The organism is Pseudomonas sp. P2S-1, assembly GCF_057197725.1.
The window spans coordinates 2,882,312-2,905,188 of record NZ_CM170068.1 but is presented as its reverse complement, the minus strand read 5'-3'; the positions used below and the strand labels follow the sequence as shown (position 1 = coordinate 2,905,188).

Genomic DNA, 22,877 nt, shown 5'->3' with positions numbered 1-22,877 from the left:
CAAGGAGTCTGCCGTGATCACTTCCCGCCTGCGCACGTTGCGCGACCATATTCGCTGGGCTGTCAGCCGTTTCCATGAACACGACCTGTTCTTCGGGCACGGTGCCGACAACGCCTGGGACGAAGCCCGCCTGCTGGTGCTGGGCGCGGTGCACCTGCCATGGGAAGTGGCCGACAGCTACCTCGACTGCCGCCTCGAAGACGACGAACTGGTCAACCTGCAGCGCCTGCTCAAGCGCCGTATCGAAGACCGCGTGCCCACCGCCTATCTGCTTGGTGAGGCGTGGTTCTGCGGCATGTCGTTCATTGTCGACGAGCGCGTGCTGGTACCGCGTTCGCCGATCGGCGAGCTGATCGAAAAGCGCTTCGAGCCCTGGCTGGCGGCGGAGCCTGCGCGGATTCTTGACCTGTGCACCGGTTCCGGCTGCATCGGTATCGTCAGTGCCGAGGTCTTCCCCGACGCCGAAGTGGTCCTGGCCGACCTGTCCTTCGAAGCCCTCGAAGTGGCCAACCAGAATATCGAGCGGCATGGCCTGGACCAGCGCGTCTACACCGTCCAGGGTGATGGTTTCGCCGGCCTGCCGGGGCAGCGTTTCGACCTGATCCTGTCCAATCCGCCGTATGTCGATGCCGAGGACTTCGCCGACATGCCAGCGGAATATCATCACGAACCCGAGCTGGGCCTGGCCTGTGGCAACGATGGCCTGGACCTGGTCCGGCGCATGCTGGCCGAGGCGGCTGAGCACCTGACCGAGAAAGGTCTGCTGATCGTCGAGGTGGGCAACAGCCAGGTGCATGTGGAGCAGCTGTACCCGGAAGTGGACTTCGCCTGGCTGGAGTTCGAGCGCGGTGGGCATGGGGTGTTCATGCTGACGGCGGAGCAGTGCCGCCAGCATCAGGCGTTGTTCGCCTCGCGGGTCTAAGAAATTACCTAGGTCCTGTGTCGGCTGCACTATTGCAATCGCTGGCAAGCCAGCTCCCACAGGGACCGCGCCGCCCTTAGGGGCAGCGGTAAACCTGTGGGAGCTGGCTTGCCAGCGATGCTTTTTAGCGGTGGGTTGCGATCCAGATCAGCAACCCGGCCTGGAACACGGCAAACGCCACCAGGCAGGTGATGGTAAAGCGCAGACCGCTGTCCTCGCGCTTGAACTTGGCCACCCGTTCATCCCGCTCGCGCAGTTGCGCTTCCTTCTCGTGCAGCTTCTGCTCGGCCTGCTGGAGCATGCTGGCGGCATCGATGATGTCCACCCGCTGCAGCTTGTCGGTGTTCCAGCCGCCTTTGAGCTGGCCGACCTGGGTTTGCGCGTAACTACCCTTCAGATGCTGGGCATCGGCGTATTCCACCTGCACGCCACTGGCCTGCAGTACATGGTCGCGACGCAGGCGGGTGTCTTCGTTGAGCGCATCCTTGTTCGCCAGCAGGCCGCCTTCGAGCTGGTAGCCCGACCAGCGCCGCTGCGCCCACTGTACGCCCTGGGCCACGAGGAAGCGGCCGATCCCGCGGTTCAGCGGCTCGACCTGCAGGCCGCTGTCCGGGCCGATGGTCACCAGGCGCTGGGCGTGATCGACACGGATATCGAGGACGTTCTGTTCCTTGCGGGTCTTCTGCCCGGGCAGGCGGATCTCCATGCGCAGCAGGCTGTGCTCCTTGCTGTGCCGTTCGGCATAGCCGTACTGGACGAAGCGCAGCGGGCGCGGACCGCTGGCGCGGTCGGTGGGCAGCGGCGCCAGGCGCAGCAGCTGGAAATGCTCCGGGGCCAGGTCCGCCCAGGGCAGCGGGGCAGCTTCCGGCGCAGCCGGCTCGTCGGTCGCTTCGGCAGCGTCCTGGGTGGGTGCATCAGTCATCACGGAGGTCCTCTTTTATGCGCGCCAGGCAGCCTGCAATGGCGTTGCCTGCAATCGGTCTATCGGCCGGCGCGGCAAGGACTGGAGGGCAATTTGCTCAACCCGGTGTCAACTGGCGCACAAAAGCGACGATCCGCTCGCCCAAGGCGCTGGCCAGGGGCAGTTCGGGATTGGTGTAGGCGTCGCGCTGCTGGCCGATGCCCGGCGGGCTGATGCGCAGCATATGGTTCATGCCGTCGATCAGGGCCAGTTCCGCATCGGGTTTGGCGGTATGCAGGGCGCGGGCATCGGCCGGGCTGACCTGGATATCGTTGCGGCCCTGGATGATCAGCGCCGGCACTTTCAAGGCCGCGAAGGCCGCCGCCGGGTCCTGGCGGAACAGGGAAATCAGGTAGGGCTGCACGCTGGGGCGGAAAACGTCTTTCAGTGGTGCGGGTATCTGCTTGGTCTGCTGGCCGGCCTTGAGCTGGTCGATCAGCGTCTGGGCGCGCGTGAGCTCCTTGGGTGGCAGTTGCTCCGCCAATTGCTCGCGCAGCACCTGGTCGATCGGCCGACCACTGCCGGCGAGGGCGATCACCCCGTTGGCACCCGCCGGCCCGGCGGCCAGGCTGGCGATCAGCGCGCCCTCGCTATGGCCCAGCAGGATCAGCGGCCCGAAGCGCGGATCGGTCTTGATCGTGCGGCTCCAGGCCACGGCGTCGGCGACGTAGCGCTCGACACTCAGATTGCGTTCGTCCGGGGTCGCCGCCAGGCTTTCGGCAACCCCGCGCTTGTCGTAGCGCACGCTGGCGATGCCGTTGCGCGCCAGCTGCAGGGCCAGGCGCTTGAGGATATCGATACGGCCCACGGCCGGGTTGTTGCCGTCGCGGTCGGTGGGCCCGGAGCCGGCGATGATCAGCACCACCGGCGGTGGCGTCTCGGTGCGCGGCAACAGCAGGCTGCCGCGCAGGATGCCCTGGCCGGTATCGAGGCTGACCGGACGCTGGAACACCGTCGGGGCAGCCTGGGCGAAGCAGGAGACGAACAGCAGGAGGAGGGCGGCGAGGCGCGGCATCATCGAACACACATGAAGGGATGCCATTCAGACCGAAGCGGCAGAGGAAGGTTCTGCATCAGGGATGAACTGATGGGTTAGCCTGCGTATACTGGCGGCCTTGTTCAAATCAGGCTGATTTCGCGGAGCGTCTGCATGTCCGGCAATACCTACGGCAAGCTGTTCACTGTCACCACCGCTGGCGAAAGCCATGGTCCGGCGTTGGTCGCCATTGTCGATGGCTGCCCGCCGGGCCTGGAGATTTCCCTCGAGGACCTGCAGCGCGACCTGGACCGGCGCAAGCCCGGCACCAGCCGCCACACCACCCAGCGCCAGGAAGCCGACGAGGTCGAGATCCTATCCGGCGTGTTCGAGGGCCGCACCACCGGGTGCGCCATCGGCTTGCTGATCCGCAATACCGACCAGAAGTCCAAGGACTACTCGGCGATCAAGGACCTGTTCCGCCCGGCCCACGCCGACTACACCTACCACCACAAGTACGGTGAGCGCGACTACCGTGGCGGCGGCCGCAGCTCGGCGCGGGAAACCGCCATGCGCGTGGCCGCTGGCGCCATCGCCAAGAAGTACCTGGCCACCCAGGGCATCCGCATTCGCGGCTACATGAGCCAGCTCGGCCCGATCGAGATCCCGTTCAAGACCTGGGACTCGGTGGAAGAAAACGCCTTCTTCAGCCCCGACCCGGACAAGGTCCCGGAGCTGGAGGCCTACATGGACCAGTTGCGCCGTGACCAGGATTCGGTCGGCGCGAAGATCACCGTGGTCGCCGAAGGCGTGATGCCGGGCCTCGGCGAGCCGATCTTCGACCGTCTCGACGCCGAACTGGCCCATGCCCTGATGAGCATCAACGCGGTCAAGGGCGTGGAAATCGGCGCCGGTTTCGCCTGCGTCGCCCAGCGTGGCACCGAGCACCGCGACGAGCTGACCCCGGAAGGCTTCCTCAGCAACAACGCCGGCGGCATTCTTGGCGGGATTTCCTCGGGCCAGCCGATCGTCGCCCACCTGGCGCTGAAGCCGACCTCCAGCATCACCACCCCGGGTCGCTCCATCGACAAGGACGGCAACCCGGTGGACGTGATCACCAAGGGCCGTCACGACCCGTGCGTAGGCATTCGCGCCACGCCGATCGCCGAAGCCATGATGGCCATCGTGCTGATGGATCATCTGCTGCGTCATCGCGGGCAGAACGCCGATGTCCGGGTCAGCACGCCGGTACTGGGCCAGCTCTGATGCCCCGCATCACCCCGCGCGCCACGGCTCTCTAGCCGTGGCGCTGCCTTACTGGCGCCTGTCCAGTTTCTACCTGTTCTATTTCGCCCTGCTGGGTGCCACCGCGCCGTTCCTGGCGCTGTACTTCGACCACCTCGGGTTTTCCAGTGCGCGGATCGGCGAGTTGGTGGCTATCCCGATGCTGATGCGCTGCGTGGCGCCCAACCTCTGGGGCTGGCTCGGGGATCGCAGCGGCCAGCGCCTGCTGATCGTGCGGGTGGGGGCGCTCTGTACCCTGGCCAGCTTCGCCCTGATCTTCGTCGACAAGAGCTACACCTGGCTGGCGCTGGTGATGGCCCTGCATGCCTTCTTCTGGCACGCCGTGCTGCCTCAGTTCGAGGTCATCACCCTGGCCCACCTGCAGGGGCAGACCGGGCGCTACAGCCAGATCCGCCTGTGGGGCTCGATCGGTTTCATTCTCACCGTGGTCGGCCTGGGCCGGCTGTTCGAATGGCTGAGCCTGGATGTCTACCCGGTGGCGCTGGTGTGCATCATGGCCGGCATCGTCTGCGCCAGCCTGTGGGTGCCCAATGCGCAACCGGTGGAACATGCCGAACGGCCGGCCAGCGGTGGCTTCCTCAAGCAACTGACCCGTCCCGGGGTGCTGGCCTTCTATATCTGCGTCGCCCTGATGCAGCTCAGTCACGGCCCGTACTACACCTTCCTAACCCTGCACCTGGAAAGCCTCGGCTACAGCCGCGGCATCATCGGCATGCTCTGGGCCCTAGGAGTGCTGGCGGAGGTGCTGCTGTTCGTGGTGATGAGCCGGATTCTCGCGCGTTTCTCGCTGCGTCGGGTATTGCTGGCCAGCTTCCTGTTGGCGGCGCTGCGCTGGTTGCTGCTGGGGGCGTTCGCCGAGCACCTGGCGGTGTTGCTGCTTGCCCAGTTGATGCACGCGGCGACCTTCGGTGCTTTCCATGCCTCATGCATCGCCTTCGTCCAGCGCAGCTTCGGCGCGCGCCAGCAAGGGCAGGGACAGGCATTCTATGCGGCGCTGTCCGGCACCGGCGGTGCCTTGGGCGCCTTGTATGCGGGCTACAGCTGGAAGACCCTGGGCCCGACCCTCACCTTTAGTATTGCCAGCGTCGCGGCGCTGGCTGCAGCCGTTATCATTGCCACCCGCTTGAAAGAGGACGCGGCCTAGCGTCCTTTCCCAGATTTCGAAAGATCAGGAGTTGCCCCTTGAGCATCCTCAGCGTTTATCACCAGTCCAGCCCCGACAGTCCGAACAAGGTCCTCACCCATGCCGACGATATCGCCGCGACCCTGGCCGAGCAGGGCGTGCGTTTCGAGCAGCGCGAGGTGGTGCAGCGGATCCGGCCGGGCACGCCCGAGGCCGAGGTGATCGCCAGTCTGGGCGGTCAGGTCGAGGCCTTGCGTGGCGAGTTTTCGGCGGCGCTGGTCGAGGTGTTGAGCGTCAATCCGGAGCATCAGCAGAAGGATGAGCTGCGCGCCGGGCTGATCGATGAGAGCACGCATGCGGGGGACGATGTGCGGTTTTTCGTCAGTGGGCGTGGACTGGTGAATATGCGGATCGGCGAGTACGTCTATGGGCTGATCGGGGAGAGGGGGGATTTGTTGGTGGTGCCGGCGGGGGTGGCGCAGTGGTTCGATATGGGCGAGCAGCCGAATCTGGTGCTGGTGCGGTTGTTGAGCAAGGAAGGTCAAAAGGCTCAATTGACTGGGGGTGAAAGTGCTCGGTCGTACCCGGGACTGGATGACACCTTCTAAGGCCTCATCGCTGGCAAGCCAGCTCCCACAGGGTCGGCGGCGTACGCGGTCCCTGTGGGAGCTGGCTTGCCAGCGATGCTCTTAGCGGTAGGTCGGCAGGGCAAAGCGCTGCTGGCTCTGCAGCATCGAAATCACTGGCAACTCACTGGCCTGCTCGGCCAGGTCACGGCGGATCGCGCTGATCGCCCAGGACAGCTGCTCGGCGTTGTGCAATTGGGCATAGGACAGGCAACGACGAGTCTGCTTGCCATCGGCAGCGCGCAGGGTCAGCAGGATGCCACCGTCGGGGCGGGCCTGAGTGGTGACCTGGTAGGCGGAGAATACCGAGGCGAATTTTTCCTGAATAAGGTCCATATCAGCTCCTGGCTGTGGTTGGCAGACATGGAGTGATGGGTGCAGCGTGCGTGCCAGCTTTTCATGATTAAAAAATCGTTATAAATCAATGAGTTAAAAAATTGAACCAAAGACACTGTCGTGCATCGTGCAAGGTCGTGCAATTTGCACAGTGCATTTTGCAAGGTGCGATTTTCCTGGCACGCCGATGGAATTATTCCCGCGAATCGCGGATCAACCCCTGACAGACGATTTGGCCTTGCGCCGTTCAGGAGGTTCCCGATGTCCGACCAGCAGCCCGCCAGCATGAACGCCGATGAACAGCAGGCCTTCGCCGAACAGGTCTTCGACCGCGCTCGCCAGGGCGATGCCGACATGCTTCGCCGCCTGCTGGAAAACGGTCTGCCAGCCAATCTGCGCAACCACAAGGGCGATACCCTACTGATGCTGGCGAGTTATCACGGCCATCTCGATGCATCGCGGGTATTGCTGGAGCACGGCGCCGACCCCCTGATCGCCAACGACAACGGCCAGCTCCCGGTAGCGGGCGCGGCGTTCAAGGGCAACCTGGAGATGGTCCGCCTGCTGGTGGAACAGGGTGGCGACCCGGATGCCGCGGCCGGCGACGGGCGCACGGCACTGATGATGGCGGCGATGTTCAACCGCGTGGCCATCCTCGACTACCTGCTGGAACAGGGCGCCGACCCGACCCGGCGCGATACCCGTGGCGCTGACGCCCTGGCCTCGGCCCGGGCCATGGGCGCGAGCGAAACCGCCGCGCGCCTGCTGGCGCTGGCCGGCTGACCCCCGGGCGGCTATCCTTGGCGCCTTTTTCCAGGTGTCACAGGGCCTCCCCCATGAAAGAACAACTCGTCGAACTCATCGGCAAGATCAGCTCCGGCTGCCTGTCCGACCAGGATATCGAGCGCATCGCCGACGAAGCGGCCCAGGCCTACGCCGACCCGGAAGGCTTCCTCGCCGCCAATCCCGACATCAACTACGACGACACCTTCCCGATTTCCCTGGGCGAATGGGTCGTGGTCGGCAGCCTGCCGGATACCGTGCTGTTCCAGGCCGACACCTACGAAGACCTGTTCGCCAGCATCGTCGCCTCCTTCGACAAGAGCGTGCCGTTCAATATCAAGCCCAAGCAACTGGCCAAGGTCGAGGCGCTGACCGCGCTGAACCGCATCCAGGTGCAGATGGGCAGCATGAACAAGGAAGCCGGCGGCTATGTGCTGATGAACCTCAGCCAGTTGCTCGACGATGAACTGCAGATGGTCCTGGTCTGCGGTAACGACCTGCCGCGGGTGCTGGAGCTGTGCGCCGAGCTGAACATCGCCGCAGCGCCCGCCCTGGAAGCGCTGCGGGTGGCGGTTCACGTTTAACCGAGCGCCGTATCGAGGAACATCATCACCGCGAAACCGCCCATCAAGCCGAGGGTTGCCGAGGTCTGGTGGCCGTTGCGGTGGGTTTCCGGAATCACTTCGTGGGACACGACGAAGATCATCGCCCCCGCCGCGAGGCCCATGCTGATCGGGTAGGCGAGGGCGAACCCGCTGGAAATGCCCAGGCCGATCACCGCGCCGATGGGCTCCATCACCCCTGAACCGATCGCCACCAGCGCCGCTTTCAGGCTCGACAGCCCGGTGGCACGCAGGGCCAGGGCCACGGCCAGGCCTTCGGGGATGTCCTGGATGGCGATGGCGCTGGTCAGCGGCAGGCCGACATTCAGGTCGCCCGTGGTAAAGCTCACGCCAATCGCCATGCCTTCCGGCAGGTTGTGCAGGGTGATCGCCAGCACGAACAGCCAGACTCGGTTGATCCTTTCCGCCTCGGGGCCGCAGGGGCCGGTGCTTTCGTGCTCGTGCGGAGTGAAGCGGTCCAGGCCGAGCATCAGCAGCACCCCCAGGCCCATGCCGACCACTACCGTCAGGGCGGCGAACGGGCCGTTGCCGGTGATCTCGCGGGCCGCGTCCAGCCCCGGCAGGATCAGCGAGAACGAGCTGGCGGCGAGCATCATTCCGGCGGCGAAGCCAAGCATCACATCCTGGGTGCGGGAGCTGACCTCGCGCAGCACCACGGCCAGGATCGCGCCCAGCGCGGTGGCGGAAAACCCGGCCAAACCGCCGAGCATGGCCATGTGCAGGTTTTCCTGATGGTCGCCATGGATCGCATTCCAGGCACTGGCGCCCATCAACCACAACACTGCCAGCAGGCTCAGGCCCAGGCCGGCACTTAGCCAGGGCGTGGCTTGCACCTGTTGCAGCCACGCGCTGTACATCGAGGCAGGGGCGCTGGGGTTCTGGGATGGTGGCATGAAGACTCTCCGGCAAGACTTATGTAAGCGAGTGTAACGAAGCGATCGGAACGCCATCGATGCAAGGGCGTCTATAAGGCCGATAGCCATCTATTCTTTGGGTAGCGTTTACTGGGAGTTTCAACATGGGTTCGATGTTCAATGGCCTGGCCGGCCTGATTATCCTGGCCCTGGATATCTGGGCGATCCTCAACGTGGTCAAGAGCAGCGCCGGCGGCGGCGCCAAGGTCTTGTGGATCCTGCTGATCATCCTCCTGCCGGTCCTCGGTCTGATCATCTGGGCCATCGCCGGGCCGCGGGGCAACGTGCGGATCTAGGTCGGCAACAGGCCGATTCACACGCGGATTTGTGTTAGCCGGGCAACCCGGCTAGCCTGATCCGCGTTCACGCCGCTTCAACGAAATTTTCACAATCGATTGAAGACAATCGCGCGCGTTTTTACCCATTCGTCCAATCGCTGCCCCTCCGGAACCTCTTCCCCGGAGCGGCGCCGTTTTGCGTCGATGTGCTTTCTATAACCAGAATCCCAGGGATCCTCCACTTCATGGCTAAAACGGACGCCTCGCGCCTGCAACCGACGGTCAAATCACACCTGCTCTACACCCTCCTGTGCGGCCTGGTGATCATGCTGATGCTGAGCGCCGTGCGGTTCGCGCTGCTGGTCTACAACAGCGACATGATCGGCGACACCCCGTACTCGACCGTTGCCGAAGGCTTCTTCAACGGCCTGCGCTTCGACCTGCGCGTGGTGGTGTACCTGAGCATCCCGCTGCTGCTGGCCATCCTCAGCGCCCGGGCCATGGCGGCCCGCGGCCTGTTCCGCCTGTGGCTGACCGTCGCCGGCAGTGCCACGCTGTTCCTCGGCCTGGTGGAGATGGACTTCTATCGCGAGTTCCACCAGCGTCTCAACGGCCTGGTGTTCCAGTACATCAAGGAAGACCCGAAGACCGTGTCCAGCATGCTCTGGTACGGCTTCCCGGTGGTTCGCTACCTGCTGGCCTGGGTCGCCGGTACGGTGATCATGAGCCTGGCGTTCAAGGCCATCGACCGCCTGACCCGTCCGCGCGGCCAGTACCAGAGCAACGTCGCCGGCGTGCGCAGCGTGGCGCCGTGGTACGTGCGTGGCGTAGTGTTCTTCATGATCCTGCTGGTGGCCGTGATCGCCGCCCGCGGTACCCTGCGCCAGGGCCCGCCGATGCGTTGGGGTGATGCCTACACCACCGATTCCAACTTCATCAACCAGCTCGGTCTGAACGGTACCCTGACCCTGATCGACGCCGCCAAAAGCCGCTTCTCCGAAGATCGCGACAACATCTGGAAGGCCACCCTCGATCCGCAAGTGGCCCAGCAGACCGTGCGCGACATGCTGCTGACCCCACACGACAAGCTGGTGGATGCCGACAGTGCAGCGGTTCGACGTGATTTCACCCCGCCGGCGGAAAACACCCTGCCGATCAAGAACGTGGTGGTGATCCTGATGGAAAGCTTCGCTGGCCACTCAGTCGGCGCGCTTGGCGCCGAGGGCAATATCACCCCGTATTTCGACAAGCTGGCCGAGGAAGGCCTGTTGTTCGACCGCTTCTTCTCCAACGGCACCCATACCCACCAGGGCATGTTCGCCACCATGGCCTGCTTCCCCAACCTGCCGGGCTTCGAATACCTGATGCAGACCCCGGAAGGTGGTCACAAGCTGTCCGGCCTGCCGGCGCTGCTCAGTGCCCGCGACTATGACGACGTCTACGTCTACAACGGTGATTTCGCCTGGGATAACCAGTCCGGCTTCTTCGGCAACCAGGGCATGACCACCTTCATCGGCCGCAACGACTACGTCAACCCGGTGTTCTCCGACCCGACCTGGGGCGTGTCCGACCAGGACATGTTCGACCGCGGTGCCCAGGAGCTGGCCCACAACTACGGCAAGAAGCCGTTCTATGCCCTGCTGCAGACCCTGTCCAACCACACGCCATATGCGCTGCCGAAGAACCTGCCGGTCGAGCCGGTCACTGGCCAGGGCCGTCTGGACGAGCACCTGACGGCCATGCGCTATTCCGACTGGGCCCTGGGCCAGTTCTTCGAGAAAGCGCGCAAGGAGCCGTACTTCAAGGAAACCCTGTTCGTCATCGTCGGCGACCACGGCTTTGGCAACACCCAGCAGGTCACCGAAATGGACCTGGGGCGCTTCAACGTGCCGCTGCTGCTGATCGCGCCGGGCATCCAGGAGAAGTTCGGCAAGCGCAACCATACCGTCGGTACGCAGATCGACATCGTGCCGACCATCATGGGTCGTCTCGGTGGCGAAACCCGTCATCAGTGCTGGGGCCGCGACCTGCTCAACCTGCCGGAAGGCGACCAGGGCATCGGTATGGTCAAGCCATCTGGCAGCGAGCAGAACGTGTTCCTGATCCAGGGCGACCGCATTCTCATGGAGTCCAAGGATTCGGCCCCGATGATGTGGCGCTACCAGCTCGGTCGCAAGTTCAGCGCCGAGCGCATCGACGATGCCGACAAGGCCATCATGGCGCAGAAGCTCGAAGCCTTTATCCAGACTGCGACCAAGAGCTTGCTGGATAACACGGCCGGCGTGGTGCACGGCATTCCGGACTGATTGACCGCTGTCCGCGCTGAAAACCCAGGACCCCGGCATTGCCGGGGTCTTGTTTTTTGGCGGCAAGCTTCATGCTGCAAGTCATAAGAAAAAAGCGATAGTGCTGCCGTCGAGCTTTTTCTTATGACTTGAGGCTTATGGCTTGAGGCAGGATCAAAAAACCGGAACAACGCCCCCCGCCCAAGGTCAACGGAAGGTAGGCCGGAAATACCTTGTACTTCCCTTCGAGGACAACGCCAGATGAAAGAGTGGGAAATCACCTTTGTGGACCAGAAGGGCGAACGCACCTCGCTGCTGCTCGCTTGCGAACACCGCCCGAGCATTGAAGACGCTGCGCGGCGGGTGAGGGGCCACCTCTTCCCGATCATGGACGAACTCGACCTCAATGACTTCCAGGACCGCGCCGCCTGTCCGACCGCCAAGTGGCTTAAAGAGCAGAACGGCGTGGAAATAACCGGCATCGCCGAAAGGCCCTGAATCGTCACAGCTGGCGATCTGCCCAGCCTGACGCTACGCTGCAAACACGGTCGTCGTTTTTTCCGGCGACGGCCGTTGCCGTCGTTACATCCGCTCGAGACCCCCACCCGACACGGGTGCATTGGGGGTGGCGTTACAGCGCCGAAAGTCTATCCATCGTGATTGAGGAGGACGATTCAATGAGCAACCTGTACGAAGACATCAGCAGCATCGTGCTGCGCCGCATGAAAGAGGGCGGTTTCGACTTCACCCAAATCCATCCCATCGAGTTTTACGCGGTATTCCCGGACGAGGAACGGGCGCGCAGGGCTGCAGGCAAGTTTCGTGGCGAGTCGCTGTGTGCCTCGGTGCATGAAAGCGACGAAGGCTGGCAGTTGGAATTGCAAAAGATCATGTACGCCACCCATGGCGGGATCGACGAGTTCGAGCATGACTTCGAGGCTGTGGTCAGGCCCTTGGGTGGCGAAGCCCAGGGCTGGGGCGTCAAGCAAGAGCGTGTGCTGACCTGAAACCCCTGCCGGGGCGGCGCCTGGCGCGGCCCCGGTTTCACCCGCGCTTCGCTATGAAGCGTGCGCCCCACAAGCGTGGCGATAGCTGCACAAGTCTGGTGCGGCATCTTTTTCGATTCTTCGCAACTGCTTGATTCATAAGCCTTATTGTCGCTGGCACGGGCTTTGCGATACTCCTTGGGCACGGGTGACAAGGAGTTCGGCATGATTCGCAGTTTCTATGATGAGATGTACGCCGCCGACGGTCAGCTCCGTCCGCATTACCGGGAATTCGCCCGCTGGCTGGGGCAAACGCCGCCGGAACTGCTGGCCCAGCGGCGCCGCGAGGCCGACCTGCTGTTCCATCGCGCCGGCATCACCTTCACGCTCTACGGCGACGAGCAGGGCACCGAGCGCCTGATCCCCTTCGACACCATTCCCCGGGCCATCCCGGCCAGCGAATGGCGGGTGGTGGAGCGCGGCTGTATCCAGCGGGTCAAGGCGCTGAACCTGTTCCTCGCCGACCTGTACCACGAGCAGCGCATCCTGCGTGCCGGGATCATTCCCGCCGAGCAGGTCCTGGCCAATGACCAGTACCAGTTGGCCATGCAGGGCCTGAGCCTGCACCGCGACCTCTACGCGCACATTTCCGGGGTCGATCTGGTGCGCGATGGCGATGGCAGCTACTACGTCCTCGAAGACAACCTGCGCACCCCCAGCGGGGTCAGCTACATGCTCGAGGACCGCAAGATGATGATGCGGCTGTTTCCCGAGCTGTTCGCCGCCCAGCGCATCGCGCCCATCGATCATTATCCCAACCTGCTTCTGGAAACCCTGAAAAGCTCCAGTCCGCTGGATAACCCCAGCGTCGTGGTGCTGACTCCGGGGCGCTTCAACAGCGCCTTCTTCGAACATGCGTTCCTGGCCCGGGAGATGGGTGTGGAACTGGTGGAGGGCGCCGACCTGTTCGTCCGCGACGAGCGGGTGTTCATGCGTACCACGGGCGGTCCGAAACCGGTGGATGTGATCTACCGCCGCCTCGACGATGCCTACCTCGACCCCCTGGCCTTCAACCCGGAATCGATGCTCGGCGTGCCCGGCCTGCTGTCTGCCTATCGCTGCGGCAACGTGGTGCTGGCCAATGCCATCGGCACCGGGGTGGCCGACGACAAGTCGGTCTACCCCTATGTCACCGAGATGATCCGTTTCTACCTCGACGAGGAGCCGATCCTGAAGAACGTGCCCACCTGGCAATGCCGCAACCCTGCCGAGCTGTCCCACGTACTGGCCAACCTGCCGGAGCTGGTGGTCAAGGAAACCCAGGGGTCCGGCGGCTACGGCATGCTGGTCGGGCCGGCCTCGACCCAGGCCGAGATCGCCGCCTTCGCCGAACGCATCAAGGCCCGCCCGGCGGCCTATATCGCCCAGCCGACCCTGTCGCTGTCGACCTGCCCGACCTTCGTCGAGAACGGCATCGCGCCGCGGCATATCGACCTGCGGCCGTTCGTCCTGTCCGGACGCGAAACCCGTGTGGTCCCCGGCGGCCTGACCCGGGTGGCGCTGCGTGAAGGCTCGCTGGTGGTGAACTCGTCCCAGGGCGGCGGCACCAAGGACACCTGGGTGGTGGAGGACTGAACCATGCTCAGCAGAACCGCTTCCGACCTGTACTGGATGTCACGTTACCTGGAGCGCGCGGAAAACCTCGCGCGCATGCTCGATGTCAGCTATTCGCTGTCGCTGATGCCCCAGGATGGCAGTGGCGATGGCCTTGATGAAATGACCCTGGCCCTGCGCATCACCGGCACTCTCGACGACTATTTGGCACGTCATGGCGAGCTGCATGCCGAGCGCCTGCTGCACTTCTTCGCCCTCGATCCGGAAAACCCGGCGAGCATCTACAGTTGCCTCGGTGCGGCGCGGGCCTGCGCTCACGCCGTGCGCGGCAAGATCACCGCCGACATGTGGGAGAACATCAACGCCACCTGGCTGGAGATTCGCGGCATCGCCGAGCAGGGCCTGGGCCGTTATGGCATGAGCCGCTTCAGCGAGTGGATCAAGGAGCGCTCGCACCTGTTCCGTGGCGCCACCTACGGCACCATCATGCGCAACGATGCTTTCCGCTTCATTCGTCTCGGGACCTTCATCGAGCGCGCCGACAACACCTTGCGCCTGCTGGACGCCCGCTACGAGATGTTCGGCGAGGCGGCGGAGAGTGTCAGCGACAGCTCCGCCCGGGGTTACTACCAATGGAGCGCCTTGCTCCGCGCCCTGTCCTCGTTCGAGGCCTATACCGAGATCTACCGCGACGCCCCCACGGCGCGCCATGTAGCCGAACTCCTGCTCCTGCGTGCCGATGTGCCCCGTTCGTTGCGCGCCTGCACCGAAGAAATCGACCAGATCCTCGCCAGCCTGCAGGGCAGCAACGGCCGTCCGGCCCAGCGCCTGGCGGCGGAGGTGGATGCCCGCCTGCGCTACACCGGCATCGACGAAGTGCTCTCGCAAGGCCTGCATCCCTGGTTGAACCACTACATTCCGCTGGTGCGCGAACTGGGCAACGCCATCCACAGTGCCTACCTGGAGGTCGTATGAGACTGACAATCAGCCACGAAACCGCTTACCACTATGAAGATCAGGTGCGCACCAGCATCCAGTACCTGCGCCTGACCCCGCCGGACAACCAGCGCCAGCAGGTACTGCAATGGCAACTGGACCTGCCGCGCCCGGTCCAGGCCCGGCGCGATCCGTTCGGTAATATCCTGCACGTCCTCAGCCTGGAAGAGCCGCATGCCGACCTGTTGATCGCTGCCCGTGGCGAGGTGGAAATCGACCCGGACCTGGAAGCCGAACAGGACAGCCAGTCACCGCTGCCCTTTCTGCGCTCCACCCGCCTGACCGAAGCCGACGAAGCCTTGCGCGCCTTCGCCAGCCAGCACTGCGGTGAGTATCGCGATCGCGGCGCGCTGATCGGCCTGATGGGCGCGCTGCATGACCATATCGCCTATCGTCCCGGCGCCACGGCGGTGGACACCAGTGCCGCCCAGGCCTTTGCCGGTGCGGCTGGTGTCTGCCAGGATCACGCCCACGCCTTCATCGCCTGCGCCCGCAGCCTGCAGGTGCCGGCCCGCTACGTCTCGGGCTATCTGTTCGACAACGACAACCAGCACATGGCCAGCCACGCCTGGGCCGAGGCCTGGCTGGACGACGCCTGGTACAGCTTCGACGTGACCAACCAGCTCGCCGTGCCGGAGCGCCATCTCAAGCTGGCGGTGGGCCTGGACTACCTGGACGCCTGCCCGGTGCGCGGCATGCGTCGCGGCGGCGGCTACGAGCAGATGCACGCCAATGTGCTGGTGACTTCCGGGTTCAACCAGTAGCCGTCAGCGCTTGTGCCGGGCCATATGGCCGAGATAGGCGAGCAGGGCGTCGAGATCGGCGTCCGGCAGCACCTCGGCGGTGAACTCCGGCATGCGCGCCTGGGGCCACTGGCGCAGGCTTTGCGGATTGCGGATATAGCGCTTGAGGAATTCCGGGCGGAAGTACTCGGTCGGGTTGTACGGCCGGTTCAGGTCCGGACCGAACTGGGCGTCACCGGCGCCATTGAGGCGATGACAGGCCAGGCAGTTTTTCTGGAACAGTTCAAAGCCGCGGGTGACCGTGGCGCTGGCATCCTTGGCCGGCAGCAGGGCGGGGAACCGCGTCGCGACCGGCTCAAGACGGCGGATGGTCGCCACCTGGTAAGGCCATTGTTCGGGCCTGATATTGCCGGCCTTTGGGTTGGTCCAGACCAGGTAGAAAGGGCCGGCCCCCGGTTTGTCCTGGCCCAGCGGCGGCCAGGGTTTTGCCGGATCTTCCACGGCGATCCAGGCGCGTGCCGGTCCCGATTTCAGTAGCGGCCCGGCAGGCATTTCCGCGGCGAAACCGTCGAGGGCCACGGCTTGCAGGTGATCATCCGGCGTGATGCCCTCGAGCAGCGCAGCAAGCGGCACTGCGCGATAATCCATGGTCTTCTTGTAGGAAACGTCCTGGTCGATGCGGATATCCCGGGCCTGCGGATGCGTGAGCAGCGCCTCGCTATCCCACTGCTTGCGGGTGCTGCCCAGTTCCAGGGTCAGTTGCGCGGCGTGCAGCGGCAGGCTCGCCAGGGCAAGCAGGAAGATGAGGCAACGGCGCATGGACGAGTCTCCAACCAGTGAGGGTCGGCAGCATACACCAGAGCTGAAATGACACTGGAAGGCGATCGCTCAACCGAACAGGCGCGTCAGGTTGGGCAGGATCAGCAGCAGTGTGGTGGCGAACAGAATAAGTCCCGCCTGACGTACCTTGTGTTGTTTGAACATGGCTATCTGCCTTTTTGTTGTTATTCCTGCAAGCCGGATGGCATCCGTGTCTCCGGTCCGGTGGGTGTCTCTGGGGGCACTTGTTTCGGACCTGCTATCAATGGGTATACAACCTGGAATGCCTCAACGTTACCGCCGATTTAGAACGCTTTCGTCTGTACTTTGGTCGACAAAGACCATTCGTTTATGAGGCCTTATGCCATCTGCGTACGACCTCCCTGACTAGACACATGCATCGGGTACACGCGCGGATTACAAGGAAATGACCGTTCGTCCGAGGGAATACTTGCTTGATACCAATATTCGCGGCAGGCTTCACCGGTGTTTTTCACCACTGTCGTTCAGGGCCAAGTCTATGTCGTTACGCATCTGCATCCTGGAAACCGACGTCCTGCGACCCGAGCTGGTCGAGCAGTATCAGGGCTATGGACGGATGTTCGAGCAACTGTTTACCCGCCAGCCGATCGCCGCCGAATTCAGCGTCTACAACGTGATGAACGGCCACTATCCACCGGAGGATGAAGTCTTCGATGCCTACCTTGTGACGGGCAGCAAGGCGGATTCGTTCGGTAATGATCCGTGGATCGCCCGGCTCAAGGCATTCCTCCTGGATCGCTACCAGCGTGGCGACAAGCTGCTGGGCGTGTGTTTCGGCCACCAGTTGCTGGCGCTGTTGCTCGGCGGCAAGACCGAGCGCGCCACCCAGGGTTGGGGTGTCGGTACCCATCGCTACGTGATGGCGGCCCGCGCCCCGTGGATGAGCCCGCAGGTGGAAGAACTGACCCTGCTGATCAGTCACCAGGACCAGGTCACCGCGCTACCGGAAAACGCCACGGTGATCGCCTCCAGCGATTTCTGCCAGTACGCGGCGTACCACATCGGCGACCAGGTACTGTGCTTCCAGGGCCACCCGGAGTTCATCCACGACTATTCCCGCGCGCTGCTCGACCTGCGCCAGGACAGCCTGGGCAGCGAGGTCTACCAGAAGGGCATCGACAGCCTGGGCGTGGATCACCAGGGCCAGACCGTCGCCGAATGGATGATGCGATTCGTCGCCCAGCCTAAAGCCAGCCAGAACGCTTGAAGCTGGCGAACAGCGCGGCGCAGCCCACCGCGATCCCGCCCAGCACGGCGAAATAGCCGTAGTGCCAGCTCAGCTCCGGCATGTTCTGGAAGTTCATGCCGTAGATCCCCGCGATCGCCGTGGGGAACGCGAGGATCGCCGCCCAGGCGGCGAACTTGCGTTGCACGATGCTCTGCCGTGACGACTCCAGCAGCATGCCGATCTCGATGGTCTGGCTGGCCAGGTCGCGGATCCCCGCAAGGTCTTCCATCTGCCGGGTCACGTGAATCTGCACATCGCGGAAGTACGGGCGCATGTTCTTGTCGATGAAAGGGAAGGTCAGGCGCTGCAGTTCCTCGCTGACTTCGACCATCGGCGCCACGTAGCGGCGCAGGCGCAGGATGTCGCGGCGCAGGTTGTGGATGCGGCGGATATCCTCTTCCACCAGCGAGCCGGCGAGCACGCTCTGTTCCAGTTCCTCGATCTCGCCGTGAATGGCTTCGCTGACCGGCTGGTAGTTCTCGGTGACGAAGTCCAGCAGGGCATACAGCACGAAATCCTCCCCGTGCTCCAGCAATAGCGGCCGCGCTTCGCAGCGCTGGCGCACCAGGGCGTAGGACTTCGAATGGCCATTGCGGCAGGTGATGATGTAGCCCTTGCCGGCGAAGATATGGGTTTCGATGAATTCCAGCTTGCCGTCCTGGCGCACCGGCGAATAGGTGACGATGAACAGTGCGTCGCCGAAGGTTTCCAGCTTCGGCCGGCTGTGTTTTTCCAGGGCGTCCTCGATGGCCAGTTCATGCAGGTTGAACTGGCATTGCAGGTTGGCCAGCTCCTGGGCGTTGGGCTCTTCCAGGCCGATCCACACGAAGTGCCCGGGCTTGCTCGCCCATTCGGCCCCTTCATCGATGCTGATATTGGTGACCTTGCGCCCGGCGCTGTACACCGCTGCTGCTACGACTCGACCCATGGTTGCGCGAATCCTCCGTTTGACGTGTCAGACAGCTTGGTCTGACCTCGGCGAAACGGCAACTGCTCAGCTGCGAGTGCGTTCCCGTTCCATCTGATCGATGCAGGCCTGCATCTGGGTCCGGCATTGCTCCATCAGTGCCGGAATATCCTGCTGGGTCAGGCCGGCGGTGGAGATCGGCGGCAGCGAGCGGATTTCCACCTGGGTCTTGCGCCAGCCATTGAGGTTCAGGCGCTTGCCATAGCGGCTGGCGCACACCGGCACGATCGGCACGCCAGCGTCGATGGCCATATGGAAGGCGCCTTTCTTGAAGGGCTTCAGCTCAACATCGGGGTTGCGCGTGCCTTCCGGGAAAATCCAGATCGAGGTGTCCTTCTGCAGGGTCTGGCTGGTGGTCTGCAGGGCGCGGCGGGCCTGGTAGGCGTTGCCGCGGTCCACCAGCACGTTGCCGCCGAGCCAGAACAACTGGCCGAACAGCGGAATCCAGCCAAGGCTCTTCTTGCCGATGCACACGGTGCGCGGCGGCACCACATGACCGAGCACGAACAGGTCGAAGTTGGACTGGTGGTTGGCAATGATCACGCAGCCGGGTGGCTGGTCGAACAGCGGGCCGACCTCGGCCTTGATCTCCAGGCGCAGCAGCCAGCTGGCCGGCCAGGCGTACAGGCGCGCATACAGGCGGCTGTTATCCGGATTGAACGGACGGCACAGGCCGATCACCAGGCCGATCAGGCCCACCAGGATGAAATGGATGCCCAGCAGGAGCATGCGAGGAAGAAAGAGCATCGGATGACTCACTCGACAAAACGCGAGGCAGTGTACGGGTGTACTCCGATGGCGGCAAACGGACTGTTTGGGGAAATGCGACGAGGGCCGGACAGCGTGGCGTGTCCGGCCCTCGTGATCAGGCGAAGTGTTCCTGGTCGCGGATGATCGCGTCGTCGAGGGTTTCCAGCAGGTCCTTGCGCACTTTCAGCTTGGTGTTCTTGTGCGCCAGCATATTGATCTTCTTCAAATGGCGGGCGGCGGCCAGGGCGGTTTCGGCCAGTTGTTCGGCAGGCACCACCTTGTCGAGGAAGCCGGCGGCGATGGCGCTGGCCGGGTCGAACATCTCGGCGTTGATCACCGAGCGCTGGAACGCTGCCTTGTCCAGGCGATTGCGGGCCAGTTCGATACCGGCGTGGTGCATGGTCATGCCGATCTGCACTTCGTTCAGGCCGATGCTGAACGGGCCCTCGACGCCGATGCGGTAATCGGCTGACAGCAGCAGGAAGGCGCCCTTGGCCACGGCATGGCCGGGGCAGGCGACGATGATCGGGTAGGGGTGGGAGAGCATGCGCCGGGCCAGGGTCGAGCCGGCGGTGACCAGGGCCATGGCGGCTTGCGGGCTGGAGGTCATGACCTTGAGGTCGTAGCCGCCGGAAAGAATGCCTGGTTGGCCGGTGACGATGACCACGGCGCGGTCTTCTTTCGCCTGATCCAGGGCAGTGTTGAAGGCGGCGATCACGTCGGGCGAAATGGCGTTGACCTTGCCGTTGTTCAGGGTCAGGGTGGCGATGCCATCATCGAGGTGGTAGTTGATCAGCTCACTCATGACGGGTTTCCTTATAAGGACAAGTGGCGAGAAAGTGGCACGACGTTACCCAGCCGCTGCGGTCAGGTAAAGCACGATGACTGACCGTGCGGTCACCGTTCAGGCTGGCGGCCGCGTCTTCTGGCGAAACCGCGGCAGAACCTGTCAAAGCACACCACGGATTGGCCAAATTGCCATGTCGCCTCGCGGATTTCCGGGCTTCGGCATAAATATCTGAAAATTCTGAAAAAAACCTTTGCCAATTGAAAAGGTTTCGACTAAATTAGCGCGCCTCGACAGGCTGAAAGGCTTGAAGAGATCCGGTGAAGTGTCCGAGCGGTTGAAGGAGCACGCCTGGAAAGTGTGTATACAGGAAACTGTATCAAGGGTTCGAATCCCTTCTTCACCGCCACTTTCGATGTACCAAAAAGCCCCTGGAAACGTGAGTTTCCGGGGGCTTTTTGCATTCCGGGGTTTTAGTGTTGTTCTCTCGGGCCTCATCGCTGGCAAGCCAGCTCCCACAGGTTCAGCGGTGCACACTAACCTGTGGGAGCTGGCTTGCCAGCGATAGGGCCCGAAAGAGCCCCACAATTCTCAGAAACTGACCGAAGCCGAAACACGCGCCGTCCGCGGCGCCCCCTGGAACAGATAGTTGTCCCCCAGGTAATCCCCCACATCCCGCCAGTAGCGCTTGTCGAAGAGGTTATCCACCGTCAGGCGCAACACCGTGTCGTACCCGGCGATCTTGGTGCTGTAGCGGCTGCCCAGGTCGAACACGGTGTACCCGCCGACTTCCACCGTCCCCTCCTGGTTGGCGTATTTGCTGGCGCTGTAGCGCATGCCGCCGAGCAGGGCCAGGCCGGGTACGCCGGGGATGCTGTAGTCGGCCTGCAAGGCTGCACGCAGACGCGGTACGTTCAGGGCCTGGTGATCGTCGTACGTGTCGGTGCCGCTGTCTTCGACCCGAGCACGGGTCGCGGCGACGCTGGCGTTGATCTGCAGGTCCGAGGTCAGCCAGCCGCTGGCGCCCAGTTCCAGGCCGATGTTCTTCTGCTGGCCCTGTTGCACATAGTCACCGCCCGGCTGGGTGTATTGATAGGCCTGGCGAAGCTGGAACACGGCAGCGCTGAAACTCATGCGTTGCCAGTCGCGTTTGATGCCCAGTTCGATCTGATGCGAAGTGGTGGGCGGGAGGATGTCCGGGTAATTCCCCGCAAACCATGGCGAAGCCCCGCCAGACGACAGCCCTTTGCTGTAGCTGGTGTAGATCGAAATGTCCGGCCGGGGTTTGTAGATGACGGCGGCATTGGGTAGCAGCTCATACTGCCGAGTATGGCGATCCGAAACGCCAGACGCGTCGAAAGACTCCTCGTCCAGGCGCACTTCACGAGCACCGATGACGGTCTGCCATTGTTCGTTGAAACTGATCCGGTCGCTGAAGAATACGCCGTACTGGCGGCTGTCCAGGCGGCGCTCGGAAGGGGCTGGCGTGCCCGGCGCCGAAGGGAAGGCGGGCGTCGGCTGATAGATATTGCCGTTGCCTACCCATTCGTTGAAGTAACCTCGCTGGTCGACCGTACGCCGTTGTGCGCTGGTCCCGAGGGTCAGTTCATGGTTCACGCCAAGTGCGTCGAAGCGCCCGGTGAGGGTGGCCTGGGCTTCGTCGATGCGTCGGGTGTCATTCGGGCTGCGGTAGTCGTAGATGTCGTAATTGCCTTCAGGGCTGAAGGTGTTGCCCAGGCTGCCGTAGCCGCCCCAGGCAAACGAACTGTAGTCATCGATCACCACCCGGCTACGCGACGCACTCACCGCCCCGGTCCAGGCATCGTTGAAGCGATACTCGAACCGTCCACCCAGGTTCAGCGAGTCGCTCTGCACCTGCCGCGCCCAATCCTGCCAGGCCAGGCGGTCCTTCGGGTCGATGCCATGGGGCACGCTGGTGCCGCCCAGCAACTGATAGCCCGGCACCGAGTACTGCTCGCGGTGCTGGTATTCGACATCCAGTTGCAGCAGGGCATCCGGGGTCATCTGCCAGTCGAAGGCCAGGGAGGCGAAGTCGCGCTTGCCGTCGGCATGGTCGACGTAGCTGCGGATATCCTCGTGGGCCAGGTTGGCACGCAGGCCGAACTGGCGCTCGCTGCCGAACCAGCCGCCGAGGTCGGTGGCGATATAGCGTTCGCCCTGCTCGTTGCTGGACAGGGTCACCGAGCGCACATCCTCCGGACGCTTGGTCATGTAGTTGATCACCCCGCCGGGCTCCGACACGCCGCTCTGCAAGCCGGACAGCCCCTTGAGCAGCTCAACCTGCTGCTTGTTCTCCAGCGCCACGTTCTGCTCGCCGGTGATGGTCTGGCCGTTGATCTTGTAGCTGTGCGCCGCGTCGAGGCTGAAGCCGCGCACATTGAAGTTCTCGTAGTAGCCGATCGGCGCGTAGGACTCGCCCACCGAGGCATCGCTTTGCAGCACTTCGCTGAGCAAACGGACCTGGCGGTCCTGCAACAGCTGCTCGGTGAACACCGAGACCGAGGCCGGGGTATCCAGCAGCGGTGCTGAAGAGAATCCGGCGACCTGGGCCTGACGCGGCTGATAGCCATCGCTCCAGGTGTCGGACACTTTCACCGGGGCGAGGACGACGCTGTCTTCGGCAAGGGCGTACGGGGTGCTCAGGGCCAGGCCGACGGTAAGCAGGCTGAGCGGCAGGCGGGGGCGTTGCAAGGACATGCGGCAAAACTCCTTGGGGGCCCGCAGCGGGCGCACCGTTAGTGTTCGGAGCTGCCATTGGCTGAAGACCCGGTACGGCGAGAAGAAGGCACGGG

The 22,877-nt window shown here is 63.7% G+C and carries 23 protein-coding genes and 1 tRNA gene; 15 read left to right on the top strand and 9 right to left on the bottom strand.

Translation table 11 applies throughout. From position 1 onward, the window contains the following. Nucleotides 1–13: 13 nt before the first annotated feature. Nucleotides 14–922, top strand: a complete 909-nt coding sequence (prmB, locus tag AC2CQI_RS12700) for a 50S ribosomal protein L3 N(5)-glutamine methyltransferase (RefSeq protein ID WP_075803825.1) — start codon at nt 14–16, stop codon at nt 920–922. 124 nt (nt 923–1,046) lie between these two features. Here the strand turns inward: prmB and AC2CQI_RS12695 are convergent, their stop codons facing one another. Together AC2CQI_RS12695 and AC2CQI_RS12690 are read right to left on the bottom strand one after the other, a co-directional pair. Then, entirely contained in the window at nt 1,047–1,844 is a 798-nt protein-coding gene (locus AC2CQI_RS12695; RefSeq protein ID WP_075803826.1) for a hypothetical protein, read from the bottom strand. A 97-nt stretch (nt 1,845–1,941) separates the two neighbouring features. Continuing rightward, a complete protein-coding gene (locus AC2CQI_RS12690; protein WP_075803827.1) occupies nt 1,942–2,901 on the bottom strand; it encodes an alpha/beta hydrolase in 960 nt (319 codons plus the stop codon). Nucleotides 2,902–3,033: 132 nt separating this feature from the next. On the opposite strand from AC2CQI_RS12690, the gene aroC reads away from it, so the two are divergent. Genes aroC through AC2CQI_RS12675 form a run of 3 tightly spaced genes read left to right on the top strand, consistent with a single transcriptional unit; the run spans nt 3,034 to nt 5,895 of the window. After that, complete coding sequence (aroC, locus tag AC2CQI_RS12685; RefSeq protein WP_484580349.1) at nt 3,034–4,125, top strand: chorismate synthase; 1,092 nt, start codon at nt 3,034–3,036, stop codon at nt 4,123–4,125. A gap of 37 nt (nt 4,126–4,162) precedes the next feature. After that, entirely contained in the window at nt 4,163–5,308 is a 1,146-nt protein-coding gene (locus AC2CQI_RS12680) for an MFS transporter (RefSeq protein ID WP_484580348.1), read from the top strand. A gap of 38 nt (nt 5,309–5,346) precedes the next feature. After that, the gene (locus tag AC2CQI_RS12675) at nt 5,347–5,895 is read left to right on the top strand and encodes an acireductone dioxygenase (protein ID WP_484580347.1); all 549 of its coding nucleotides are present in this window, start codon (nt 5,347–5,349) and stop codon (nt 5,893–5,895) included. A gap of 81 nt (nt 5,896–5,976) precedes the next feature. Here the strand turns inward: AC2CQI_RS12675 and AC2CQI_RS12670 are convergent, their stop codons facing one another. Further along, nucleotides 5,977–6,249 carry a DUF3509 domain-containing protein gene (locus tag AC2CQI_RS12670; protein WP_484580346.1) on the bottom strand — a complete coding sequence of 91 codons (273 nt, stop codon included), beginning with the start codon at nt 6,247–6,249 and terminating at the stop codon, nt 5,977–5,979. 261 nt (nt 6,250–6,510) lie between these two features. On the opposite strand from AC2CQI_RS12670, the gene AC2CQI_RS12665 reads away from it, so the two are divergent. Together AC2CQI_RS12665 and AC2CQI_RS12660 are read left to right on the top strand one after the other, a co-directional pair. Continuing rightward, the gene (locus tag AC2CQI_RS12665) at nt 6,511–7,032 is read left to right on the top strand and encodes an ankyrin repeat domain-containing protein (RefSeq protein ID WP_484580345.1); all 522 of its coding nucleotides are present in this window, start codon (nt 6,511–6,513) and stop codon (nt 7,030–7,032) included. Between the two features lie 53 nt (nt 7,033–7,085). After that, the gene (locus AC2CQI_RS12660) at nt 7,086–7,616 is read left to right on the top strand and encodes a hypothetical protein (RefSeq protein WP_484580344.1); all 531 of its coding nucleotides are present in this window, start codon (nt 7,086–7,088) and stop codon (nt 7,614–7,616) included. Here the strand turns inward: AC2CQI_RS12660 and AC2CQI_RS12655 are convergent. After that, on the bottom strand, nt 7,613–8,512 hold the full coding sequence (locus tag AC2CQI_RS12655; RefSeq protein WP_372239123.1) for a ZIP family metal transporter: 900 nt from the start codon (nt 8,510–8,512) through the stop codon (nt 7,613–7,615). The two genes, AC2CQI_RS12660 and AC2CQI_RS12655, sit on opposite strands and share 4 nt — an antisense overlap. 161 nt (nt 8,513–8,673) lie before the next feature. Between AC2CQI_RS12655 and AC2CQI_RS12650 the strand changes: the two genes are divergently transcribed. The 7 genes from AC2CQI_RS12650 (at nt 8,674) to AC2CQI_RS12620 (ending at nt 15,492) form a co-directional block, all read left to right on the top strand. Beyond that, on the top strand, nt 8,674–8,865 hold the full coding sequence (locus AC2CQI_RS12650; protein ID WP_075803835.1) for a PLDc N-terminal domain-containing protein: 192 nt from the start codon (nt 8,674–8,676) through the stop codon (nt 8,863–8,865). Between the two features lie 227 nt (nt 8,866–9,092). Next, complete coding sequence (locus AC2CQI_RS12645; protein WP_075803836.1) at nt 9,093–11,153, top strand: LTA synthase family protein; 2,061 nt, start codon at nt 9,093–9,095, stop codon at nt 11,151–11,153. Between the two features lie 240 nt (nt 11,154–11,393). Then, nucleotides 11,394–11,630 carry a hypothetical protein gene (locus tag AC2CQI_RS12640; protein ID WP_075803837.1) on the top strand — a complete coding sequence of 79 codons (237 nt, stop codon included), beginning with the start codon at nt 11,394–11,396 and terminating at the stop codon, nt 11,628–11,630. Between the two features lie 179 nt (nt 11,631–11,809). Continuing rightward, on the top strand, nt 11,810–12,139 hold the full coding sequence (locus AC2CQI_RS12635; RefSeq protein WP_075803838.1) for a ribonuclease E inhibitor RraB: 330 nt from the start codon (nt 11,810–11,812) through the stop codon (nt 12,137–12,139). A 204-nt stretch (nt 12,140–12,343) separates the two neighbouring features. Beyond that, nucleotides 12,344–13,753, top strand: a complete 1,410-nt coding sequence (locus AC2CQI_RS12630) for a circularly permuted type 2 ATP-grasp protein (RefSeq protein ID WP_075803839.1) — start codon at nt 12,344–12,346, stop codon at nt 13,751–13,753. 3 nt (nt 13,754–13,756) lie between these two features. Beyond that, on the top strand, nt 13,757–14,707 hold the full coding sequence (locus AC2CQI_RS12625) for an alpha-E domain-containing protein (protein ID WP_484580343.1): 951 nt from the start codon (nt 13,757–13,759) through the stop codon (nt 14,705–14,707). Beyond that, nucleotides 14,704–15,492, top strand: a complete 789-nt coding sequence (locus AC2CQI_RS12620) for a transglutaminase family protein (protein WP_075803841.1) — start codon at nt 14,704–14,706, stop codon at nt 15,490–15,492. Before AC2CQI_RS12625 ends, AC2CQI_RS12620 begins: the two co-directional genes overlap by 4 nt. 3 nt (nt 15,493–15,495) lie before the next feature. On the opposite strand, the gene AC2CQI_RS12615 is transcribed toward AC2CQI_RS12620, so the two are convergent. Continuing rightward, nucleotides 15,496–16,290: a c-type cytochrome gene (locus tag AC2CQI_RS12615; RefSeq protein WP_484580342.1), complete on the bottom strand. Its 795-nt coding sequence runs from the start codon at nt 16,288–16,290 to the stop codon at nt 15,496–15,498. 520 nt (nt 16,291–16,810) lie between these two features. On the opposite strand from AC2CQI_RS12615, the gene AC2CQI_RS12610 reads away from it, so the two are divergent. Then, on the top strand, nt 16,811–17,539 hold the full coding sequence (locus AC2CQI_RS12610; protein ID WP_075803843.1) for an amidotransferase: 729 nt from the start codon (nt 16,811–16,813) through the stop codon (nt 17,537–17,539). On the opposite strand, the gene AC2CQI_RS12605 is transcribed toward AC2CQI_RS12610, so the two are convergent. The 3 genes from AC2CQI_RS12605 to AC2CQI_RS12595 all read right to left on the bottom strand — a co-directional run bounded on the left by AC2CQI_RS12605 (nt 17,517) and on the right by AC2CQI_RS12595 (nt 20,082). Further along, nucleotides 17,517–18,488, bottom strand: a complete 972-nt coding sequence (locus AC2CQI_RS12605) for a magnesium and cobalt transport protein CorA (protein ID WP_075803844.1) — start codon at nt 18,486–18,488, stop codon at nt 17,517–17,519. The two genes, AC2CQI_RS12610 and AC2CQI_RS12605, sit on opposite strands and share 23 nt — an antisense overlap. 66 nt (nt 18,489–18,554) lie before the next feature. Further along, nucleotides 18,555–19,274 carry a lysophospholipid acyltransferase family protein gene (locus AC2CQI_RS12600; protein WP_075803845.1) on the bottom strand — a complete coding sequence of 240 codons (720 nt, stop codon included), beginning with the start codon at nt 19,272–19,274 and terminating at the stop codon, nt 18,555–18,557. A gap of 118 nt (nt 19,275–19,392) precedes the next feature. Further along, nucleotides 19,393–20,082, bottom strand: coding sequence for a crotonase/enoyl-CoA hydratase family protein (locus AC2CQI_RS12595; RefSeq protein WP_484580341.1), 690 nt, complete (start codon nt 20,080–20,082; stop codon nt 19,393–19,395). Nucleotides 20,083–20,383: 301 nt separating this feature from the next. On the opposite strand from AC2CQI_RS12595, the gene AC2CQI_RS12590 reads away from it, so the two are divergent. Further along, nucleotides 20,384–20,473, top strand: a tRNA-Ser gene (locus tag AC2CQI_RS12590). 182 nt (nt 20,474–20,655) lie between these two features. Here the strand turns inward: AC2CQI_RS12590 and AC2CQI_RS12585 are convergent. Next, the gene (locus AC2CQI_RS12585) at nt 20,656–22,782 is read right to left on the bottom strand and encodes a TonB-dependent siderophore receptor (protein WP_484580340.1); all 2,127 of its coding nucleotides are present in this window, start codon (nt 22,780–22,782) and stop codon (nt 20,656–20,658) included. Between the last annotated feature and the right edge of the window lie 95 nt (nt 22,783–22,877).